General features: G+C 45.2%; 8 protein-coding genes. 1 reads left to right on the top strand and 7 read right to left on the bottom strand.

Features of this window, described 5'->3' with window-relative positions; all coding sequences use genetic code 11:
* Nucleotides 1-605: 605 nt before the first annotated feature.
* Both V6C93_RS20385 and V6C93_RS20390 read right to left on the bottom strand, forming a co-directional pair.
* A complete protein-coding gene (locus V6C93_RS20385; protein WP_333478505.1) occupies nucleotides 606-998 on the bottom strand; it encodes a RidA family protein in 393 nt (130 codons plus the stop codon).
* Nucleotides 999-1,335: 337 nt separating this feature from the next.
* Nucleotides 1,336-2,661, bottom strand: a complete 1,326-nt coding sequence (locus tag V6C93_RS20390; RefSeq protein ID WP_333478506.1) for a septal ring lytic transglycosylase RlpA family protein — start codon at nucleotides 2,659-2,661, stop codon at nucleotides 1,336-1,338.
* 515 nt (nucleotides 2,662-3,176) lie between these two features.
* Here V6C93_RS20390 and V6C93_RS20395 point away from each other — a divergent pair.
* Entirely contained in the window at nucleotides 3,177-3,302 is a 126-nt protein-coding gene (locus V6C93_RS20395) for a hypothetical protein (RefSeq protein ID WP_333478507.1), read from the top strand.
* Between the two features lie 13 nt (nucleotides 3,303-3,315).
* Here the strand turns inward: V6C93_RS20395 and V6C93_RS20400 are convergent, their stop codons facing one another.
* The 5 genes from V6C93_RS20400 to V6C93_RS20420 all read right to left on the bottom strand — a co-directional run bounded on the left by V6C93_RS20400 (nucleotide 3,316) and on the right by V6C93_RS20420 (nucleotide 8,245).
* Entirely contained in the window at nucleotides 3,316-4,023 is a 708-nt protein-coding gene (locus V6C93_RS20400; protein ID WP_349262779.1) for an ABC transporter ATP-binding protein, read from the bottom strand.
* A gap of 401 nt (nucleotides 4,024-4,424) precedes the next feature.
* Nucleotides 4,425-4,619 carry a hypothetical protein gene (locus V6C93_RS20405; protein WP_333478509.1) on the bottom strand — a complete coding sequence of 65 codons (195 nt, stop codon included), beginning with the start codon at nucleotides 4,617-4,619 and terminating at the stop codon, nucleotides 4,425-4,427.
* 268 nt (nucleotides 4,620-4,887) lie between these two features.
* Nucleotides 4,888-5,565 (bottom strand): response regulator transcription factor, encoded by a 678-nt coding sequence (locus tag V6C93_RS20410; RefSeq protein WP_333478510.1) that lies wholly within the window; start codon nucleotides 5,563-5,565, stop codon nucleotides 4,888-4,890.
* Between the two features lie 12 nt (nucleotides 5,566-5,577).
* Nucleotides 5,578-6,846 carry a transposase gene (locus V6C93_RS20415; protein WP_333478511.1) on the bottom strand — a complete coding sequence of 423 codons (1,269 nt, stop codon included), beginning with the start codon at nucleotides 6,844-6,846 and terminating at the stop codon, nucleotides 5,578-5,580.
* Between the two features lie 487 nt (nucleotides 6,847-7,333).
* The gene (locus tag V6C93_RS20420) at nucleotides 7,334-8,245 is read right to left on the bottom strand and encodes an N-acetylmuramoyl-L-alanine amidase-like domain-containing protein (protein WP_414644223.1); all 912 of its coding nucleotides are present in this window, start codon (nucleotides 8,243-8,245) and stop codon (nucleotides 7,334-7,336) included.
* Between the last annotated feature and the right edge of the window lie 63 nt (nucleotides 8,246-8,308).

Here is an 8,308-nt window from a genome sequence, read left to right on the forward strand (position 1 = left end):
CTGAAAAAACGACCGAATGAATGGTCAAAACAGTTAGAATGTATCATTGCCTCACCAAGTTGGGCTTGTAAGGAAATATTTTTTCTCAAGAAGAATACTTCTTAAAATCGAATAGCCAACTGTCAACTCATTCTTTAGAAAGATATCTTTAGATAGAGGAGCAACTCTGACTTCAGTAATAGACTAACTACATGGCAAGTGTTAAGTTACCCAGCACATTGCTACTGACAGGACATCAAGCTTCCAGCCTCTACTAACTAATTGGTAGGGGCTTTTTTAATACTTCTTCTCATAAAGTTACCCCTGCTCTTGAGGAGCAGGGGTAGAACCTACCGACAGGACAGTAAGCTCCACTACTAACCGTAAGAGTATTTTTATAAATTATCCCCTACTAGAAGGAGTATGCCGAATTACTTAGATGTTTGAAACCGATTCATTTCATTGGCTTGAACAGTTCCACAACTTTAATCAAATACCATTGGAATTTAAACTTGCCAGATTTGAAGAAGGCACTGAAGCTTTAGTGAGGAGTTAAGACGCACACGGGAAGAGTATCGATGGGTCTTCAACGCTACCTTATTTGAGAGCCTCAATCCAAAATGGTATTAGGGGATAACCGCAATACATTCGATTTCTACCAAAACATCCTTGGGCAAACGGGCAACCTGGACGCAGGCACGCGCTGGGGCAGATACCTCGTCAAAGTACCGCGCATAAACCTGGTTCATCGCGGCAAAATCATTCATATCAGCTAGAAATACTGTGGTTTTCACGACATCCTCTGTTTTAGCACCAGCCGCCGTGAGGATAGCTTCAAGATTGGTCATCACTTGCTCAGTTTGCTGGACGACATCGTTAGTACCAACGATCTCGCCTGTCTTCGGGTCAAGGGGAATTTGACCAGCCACAAAAACTAGCTGACCACTAGCTGCGATCGCTTGATTATAGGGCCCAACGGGTGCAGGTGCGTTGTTCGTATGAATCACGTTTCGGGTCATAGTCTCTAGTCCAGGGATGTCAATTCAGCAAACCGTCCCAAAAAACAATAACAGTTCCTACTCACTTCTCCTAGTGCGATCACGAACTTCTAGCAAAAGGCAGAGGGAAGATCGGAAATGAGAGTGAGGACAGAAGGCAGAAGGCAGAAGATTGACGGGTCAAGATTTCAGCCGGTGGCTTTGTCCTAATCGCCTTGGCGACTGCTATACCTACCCGTGACAGCACCAAGAGCTGATTTAGAATCATTTCTGCCTGGGTGCACTACTGGGTCGTCAGGACTGGCCAAAAAGCACCCCTGCCCCCCAAATTTGGAGGGTCTGAATTCCTGTTCAAAACCTAATTCCTAGTCAAGTACTGGTTCGCTTGAAATGAAGTCGGCTGCATAATGACGGCTTCAAAAGGTATGACACCCACCTTCTCACTATCAATGCAACGAGCGGCTTCTAGCGATAAATCCAGAGCTCGGTTATGGACATAGGGGCCGCGATCGTTAATCCGGACAATTACAGACGCGCCATTGTTCAGGTTTTTGACCTTTAGATAAGTATCAAACGGCAAGGAGGGATGAGCAGCTGTCAGTTCATGCTGATTATAGGTTTCTCCAGTAGCTGTGAGGCGTCCATGAAACTGTCCACCGTACCAGGAAGCCTGTCCCTTGAACGTTTTTGGCGTTTCTACCACGTTATACATGTGCTTCTGGGCATCTGCCAGATTCAGAGACACTTTCCCTAAAGCCATGCGGAGATTGTTCGCCCATTCAATCACCAGCAGTTGTGGATTCCGGTTCAAATCTGCGGCTAGGGCGTCATCAACTTTAAACAATAGGCTATCGCCTACCTTTATTGCTGCTTGACCCTCAAAAACCGCAGGTAGAACGGATAAAGCATGTAAATAAGGGTCAGATGGGTTGGATAAAAATTGCTTCAGACGCCCAGCCATCAGTTCCGCCTGCTTCTGGCTGGGAAGTTCCGCAATTAAGCGCTCCTTAACCCAGACTTGAAACTTCTCTGGCTCCGGTTTAGCAGGCGCTGCAAACGCACGATTGGCGATGAGTTGCGAATACCGCCAAAAGCCCCGTTTGACACGCTGTCCCTCATTTGGTTGTTTGTCCGCAATCGGTTCGGACGAATGAGTACTAACAACCACAACAGAGGAAGCAAGCGTTTTGACAGGTTCACGGCGCTGACGCCAAGGCAGCAAATTCTGTATGACCTGAAAAATCTGCTGAGGGAGCGTTGCTTTTGAAATCTCACGGGTATTACTTTCCTCCCATGAAGTAGATGCTGATGAGAGGGTTGCGACTCGCAAGAAGTCGTTTTCTAGCTCTGCTTTGGGACGACAGAACGTATTTTGTGGCGAATCGAGGCGGACTGGAGGACGAACGGACGTTTGGGTGGGCTGGGGGCGAAACTGAAAACCACCTGCACCCATCTGAAAGGCTAGGTTAGGGAAAGTTGCAACAGAGGATTTAGAAGACCAGAGTCCTGAGCTAAGTGGGGTGGGAAATCGAGGCGTTGGTATTTCAGTTGGGCTGTTGACAACTGAAAAAATGTTAGCTGGCAAAGTACTGACTAGGTAATCAGGTACTTTGAATAAACCTTGGCTGGATGCCAGGAAGTAGCTGACCCAGGAAGTCACCCAAACAAGTCCGAAAAACTGCATGAGCTTTTAAATCTTGAAATAAAGGCACTCAGGTTAATCAACCGTCATACAGTATACAGAGAAGCGGGATCTTTTGATCCCACTGTAGGGTGATCCCCGAAAATATCAAATCCGATAGTGACCTTGTTGGCTTGGGTTTTCAGAGCGAAAAAACGCTTCTACAGATATTTGGCCATAGTGACTTGGGTTGAGACAAGGGCGTTAAACCGAGGATGAAAACACTGACTTATTTACATTATTTTACATAGTCGATGTCCTTGGGGTTGGGCCATACTGGGGGAACCCGGAGGCTGTTTTTAGCGATGCGATCGCAGTCTCCGATGAGTTCTCTCATGAGCTCATGCAACGCCTTGTTCAAGGACTCAATGATTCAGCAACCCCTTTAATCCCCTCTCTAGATTGGCGAGAGGGAACTTATCCTACCAATCTAAATAGAGAAGGCGACAGATTATAAATTGAAACCATTGCCTCCAGAAGGCTTGTGCCATGCAAAATCTAAAATCCAGAATGGTGTAATGTCTGCCTTTTTACGCCAACTAAAAAAAATCTTTGGCGGATATCCCACTTTAGGTAGTAGTTATATCCTCCAACAAAAAATTATTAAAGAATGGGTTGAAACCGCTAATTTCAATCCTGGTTGACGCGAATTTGATACTATTTTAAAGCTGTCCTATCTCGTAAAACTCCATCTTCTAGATAAGTGACGTGATCGGCGACATCGATAATTCGAGGGTCGTGTGTCACCATCAGTACCGTGCAGCCTCCTTCCTTGGCCAACCGACGCAGGAGTTCAATCACAGTATGTCCACTATGAGAGTCTAAAGCAGCTGTTGGTTCATCTGCCATGATAATGGGGGGGTTACCAGCTAAAGCGCGTGCGATCGCAACTCGTTGCTTCTGTCCTCCGGACAAATCAGCAGGCTTTTGATGGGCTTGAAAACCCAATCCAACCTGTTCTAGCAGCACTTGTGCCTGATAGCGAGCTTTTCTTCCCCGAATGCCTTTGATATTGAGTACAACCTCAACATTCTCAGCTGCCGTCAACGCGGGAAACAAGTTGAAATTCTGAAAAATAAAGCCGATGTTTTGCCGTCTAAAGCGAGCTAGCTTGGAGCGAGACATTTGGGTAATCTCTTCTCCCAATAAGTACACCTTTCCAGTTGTGGGCGTCAGGAGCCCTGCCAGAATAGATAGGAGAGTCGTTTTCCCGGACCCAGACGGACCCATTAAGATTTGAATATCGCCGCTTTTGATTTTCCAATCAACCGCCTGAAGAGCCTGAAAGCGCCTGTGCCCTGACTGATACACCATCTGTACCCCTTCGGCAATGATGGTTCCTCGTTCAGGATGGTCTACACCCATTAAACTAAAATTATCTTGGCCTCGTCTCTTAGTAAACACAATTGAGTCAGTTCCAGCAGCACTTGTCCTTGTTGAGTGTGAGCTAGTACGAGCTGAAAATCAAGAAGGTTTGTGCCGCTGTTGTAAATTGTCCATTGTGAGCCACATATCTTCAGTTTACCTATCTGAGCTTGAGAGCGTCTCAACACTTCCTTTTGTGAAGGGCATCACCACTCGTATCTGAAGCCATGTGGATTAACCGCTCTGCTCTTTCGACAAGGAACGTATCACAGAAAAAGACTTAGACATTGACAAAAGTTAGTGATTCGCATCACACCCGGGTAGGCATGTCAATGTATAAGTCTTGTAAGAGGTAAAAATTTTTGCTGTAAATTATTGGGTGAGAAAAGTTGATTCCCTTTTTACTTCACCGTCATCCAGTTTTGATTCGATGACGAAGTTTTGCGGAGGTTGATTTGGGAAATTTTTGCCGTCAGCTTGGCATTGATCAGTTCCAGAGCTGGCATTTCTTGTTTACAGCGAGGGCAAAACCAATAAATACTGTTTTGGCGAATATGACGGAGTAACTGCTCGGAGCAACAAGGACAAGTATTCATAGGGCTTCCCAATTGTCAAAAAATTATCCAGAACAGTAGCCAGTTATACTGATATTTAGTAAGACTTGTGAACAGCTTTAGAAAAATAAATTCAAGCTATCATCGCTCTAAAGCACAAGAGCTTGCTAATCAGTTAATCACCTTTTCTAGGTCAGAATATTACAGGCTATAGGTGAAAAAATTGGGGAATAAATCGGGAATAAATCGGGAATAAGGAAAATTGTTTTTGGCAACCAGAATCTAGGGACTCAGGAATTAGTTTCTCTGTTTAGCTAAGCGTCTTAAGGCGATAGCCAACGCCATGAACTGTTTCCACCAAATCATCGGGAGCTTTGGCAGCTCTAAGTTTTTGACGCAAGCTCTTGATATGAGCCTTGACTGTATCTTCTTCTGGGGGATTTTCGAGAGACCAAATGTGTTCGATGATGGTGCCGCGACTGAGTATGCGTCGTCCGTTGCGTAGAAGTAGTTCTAGAATACTGTATTCTTTGGGAGTCAAGTGGAGAGATTGATGATCATAGCTGACTTCGTAGGTAGCTGGATCGAGATGTAAGTTCCCCCACTCAAGAATTGGAGACGATGAAGAACTTCCTCGGCGTAACAAGGAACGTATCCGCGCTAGTAATTCTGGTAAATCAATGGGTTTAACCATGTAGTCATCAGCCCCAGCATCTAAGCCGATGACTTTTTCATTACTCATGTCGCGAGCCGTTACCATTAAAATTGGTACAGAATAGCCAGAGGAGCGCAAGCGATGACATAAATTAATGCCATCTAGCTTGGGCAGCATCACGTCTAGCAAAATTAAGTCATACTCAAGGGTTCTGATTTGCTCCCAAGCCATCTCTCCATCTGTGGCTTGATCTACGACGTAACGTTGGTCGGCAAGCGCTTCAGTTAAGGCTTCAGCAAGATAGGCATCGTCTTCTACTAGGAGAATTCTCATGGCAAGAGTACCCTAATTATTAATCTTTGACACTCCAACAGAAGACAGCGCGTTGGATTCTTGGCTCACAGACTCGCCGTTAAACAGCAGGATTGCTCCAACTGCCCAAGAGGGCAAATCTCCCCAAGCGTAGGTTCCCGTGTGCCCCACGGTACACAGTGCTAGTTTCAGGATGTTGATGGCAGCATTCACATCCCTGTCTTCCACAAATCCGCAATGCGGACAAACATGAGTTCTGGTTGATAGGGATTTTTTAACAATATGCCCACAGTTAGAGCAGTTCTGACTCGTGTTATGGGGAGGTACAGCTACCGTAACCTTCCCATACTTAAAGCCAAAATACTCCAACCACTGGCGGAATGTTGACCATCCTGCGTCGCTGATGGATTTAGCTAGATGTCGATTCTTGACCAGCCCTTTCACATTTAAGTCTTCATAGGCTATCAGGTCATTAGACTGAGTCACGGAGTATGCGACTCGCTTGCAATACTCTTTTCGCTGCCTAGTTACTCTTAAATGCTTCCGTGCATATCGATTTCTAGCTTTGTGGTAGTTTTTAGCCTGCGGATGAGCACTCTTGTTGAACTTTTTGGATTTTTTACGGTTCGCTCGGTTTAACTGCTTCTCTGACTTTCTATAGAACTGAGGACAAGGTTCTATATTCCCTTGATTGTCGGCAATAAAGAACTTTAATCCTAAATCCAGTCCTATCATTTTCCCTGTTAGCTTAGGCTCAGCCTTAACTACAGCATCAATGGCAAATTGAGCGTAGTATCCATCAGCCCTACGGACTAAACAGACTCGCTTAATCTGCTTTATGTCATAGAAGTTAAGGTCGTAGGTTCCCTTTAGCTTAAGAGTTCCGATATTCTTCCCATCTCGAAATGTAATCGCTTTTCGATTAGGTGAAAGCTTCCATCCGCTCGTCTTGTATTCAACCGAGCGACAATGTTTTTTGAACTTCGGGTATCCTTTTTTGCCCTTAACGAACTTCTTGCAGTTATCATTAGCGAAGCGGGGCGCGTTTAGCGCACAGAACCGAGCAATAGCGATCCAAGTTCGTTCTGCCGCAGACTGTCGAGCCATTGAATTGAGTTCGTCGGCAAAAGGAAATTCTGCTGCCAGCACAGCACAGTATTTGTTGAGGTCATACTGACGCAATCCTTTGTTCTCCATCCAGTAGCGTAAGCATTTATTCTGGATGAATTGGCTAGTGCGAATCGCCTCATCTATAGAGCGATACTGAGCTTCTTTCCCTTTAACTTTGAACTCGTATATCATGGATTCGACTAGCCACCACGAATCTTATATTAACACTTGCTATATAAGATGTACGTGAAGTTTTATGGCTTCGTTGCTCAATCTATTGGTCGCCTCCATACTTCCGGCGACCCGCCTTATATCCCACATCTGAAGAAGTGGGTTTTACTGCGTTTTCTATAATAATTTTAAATAAAAGTAAGGTTACTCCTGGAAAAACAGATTAATCAATTACTATTATCTTACCTTACGGTTTCATCAGTACAAAGGTGAGAAGTGAGAGCGAATGAAGCCGAGGAATCAGTCAAGGCGTTACTCTCTACTTTGTACTTCAGCTCAATAGTGAGGAGATAAATCTCAAAGTATTTGAAAATTAAAAGGGTGCAAGACCCCCATGAGCTGACGCTCACAACAAACAATCAAAGACTCTTCCCCCATTCCCTCCTCACTAAAGCTCCGGTTCCTACTCCCTCTTTCAAACTAGATGTCAGCTGTAGGCACTTGGAGTCTACCGGGGATCAATAGGTCGAGCCACGAGGATGCCGATCGCATTTTCCACTCGGCTTACGTACCGAGATAAATCCCGCGCAATTGTCACTTGCCCAGCAGGTGAGGCATGGATCAGCCCAATGTTGCCGTTGGGTTGGCGGTAGACTAATCCTGTGTGAGTAACATCTAAACCAGGAATCTTAGTGGCAACGGCAATAATGTCTCCCGGTTGCAGCTTCGGGTAAATGCGACGAATCTCTTTAGCGGGAATGTACTCGATCACAACACTATGGAGCTGAGCTTCTTGCTCAACCATACACTGATAAGCCGCTTCATCCTTTGCCATGCGGGGGGAACTTTGACGGTGGATAGTCATATAGTTCAACGTTTTATTGAGTGACACACCCCCTAAGTTCTGACCGATGTTTTGCACCGTTCCCCGTTTTTGATTGTCATCAATCCATTCAATAAAGTAATGGAGACGGCTGCAATAGCCATTGATTTGACCATCTCGATAACGTTGATCGCGAAGGTGATTGATGAACGTTGCATAGGAATAATCCTGTACCGCTACACCCCGTGCGATCGCCAGTACATTTTCTACTAATAGTACGCAGTCGAATTGATTGAGGTTGACAACAAGAGTTTCCTCCGTGGATTGGTCTAATAAATCGGCTTTATAGGCAGCACCGAGAAATTGCTGTGCGATCGCTTGTACTATTTCCCCCATTGGGCGCTGATCGAGTTTTTGCACCATTGCAGATTGCATAACGCGCCGGAAACGTTCTCCATCTTTGGTTTGAGGGATATCTGGGCTTGGGGTTTGGGCGTACAGCTTAGAGGAAGTTGTGTTCGTATATAGTACTTTCTCTCCCTTATCCCCCTTGTCTTCCCTATCTACTACCTTTGACGGCAAGTTGCTATTACCCATTGATAGAGTCTGGCTATCAGAGAATGCATTAATTGAGGGATTGACTAAAGTATCTGTTGTGGG

This window comes from Allocoleopsis sp. (genome assembly GCF_036703385.1).
Taxonomy (GTDB): Bacteria; Cyanobacteriota; Cyanobacteriia; order Cyanobacteriales; family Coleofasciculaceae; genus Allocoleopsis.

Bases quoted from the DNA above. Each gene is read 5' to 3' on its own strand.
- V6C93_RS20400 (WP_349262779.1), bottom strand. From the start codon at position 4,023: ATGGGTGTAGACCATCCTGAACGAGGAACCATCATTGCCGAAGGGGTA.
- V6C93_RS20395 (WP_333478507.1), top strand. From the start codon at position 3,177: ATGTCTGCCTTTTTACGCCAACTAAAAAAAATCTTTGGCGGATATCCC.
- V6C93_RS20420 (WP_414644223.1), bottom strand. From the start codon at position 8,245: ATGGGTAATAGCAACTTGCCGTCAAAGGTAGTAGATAGGGAAGACAAG.
- V6C93_RS20415 (WP_333478511.1), bottom strand. From the start codon at position 6,846: ATGATATACGAGTTCAAAGTTAAAGGGAAAGAAGCTCAGTATCGCTCT.
- V6C93_RS20405 (WP_333478509.1), bottom strand. From the start codon at position 4,619: ATGAATACTTGTCCTTGTTGCTCCGAGCAGTTACTCCGTCATATTCGC.
- V6C93_RS20385 (WP_333478505.1), bottom strand. From the start codon at position 998: ATGACCCGAAACGTGATTCATACGAACAACGCACCTGCACCCGTTGGG.
- V6C93_RS20410 (WP_333478510.1), bottom strand. From the start codon at position 5,565: ATGAGAATTCTCCTAGTAGAAGACGATGCCTATCTTGCTGAAGCCTTA.
- V6C93_RS20390 (WP_333478506.1), bottom strand. From the start codon at position 2,661: ATGCAGTTTTTCGGACTTGTTTGGGTGACTTCCTGGGTCAGCTACTTC.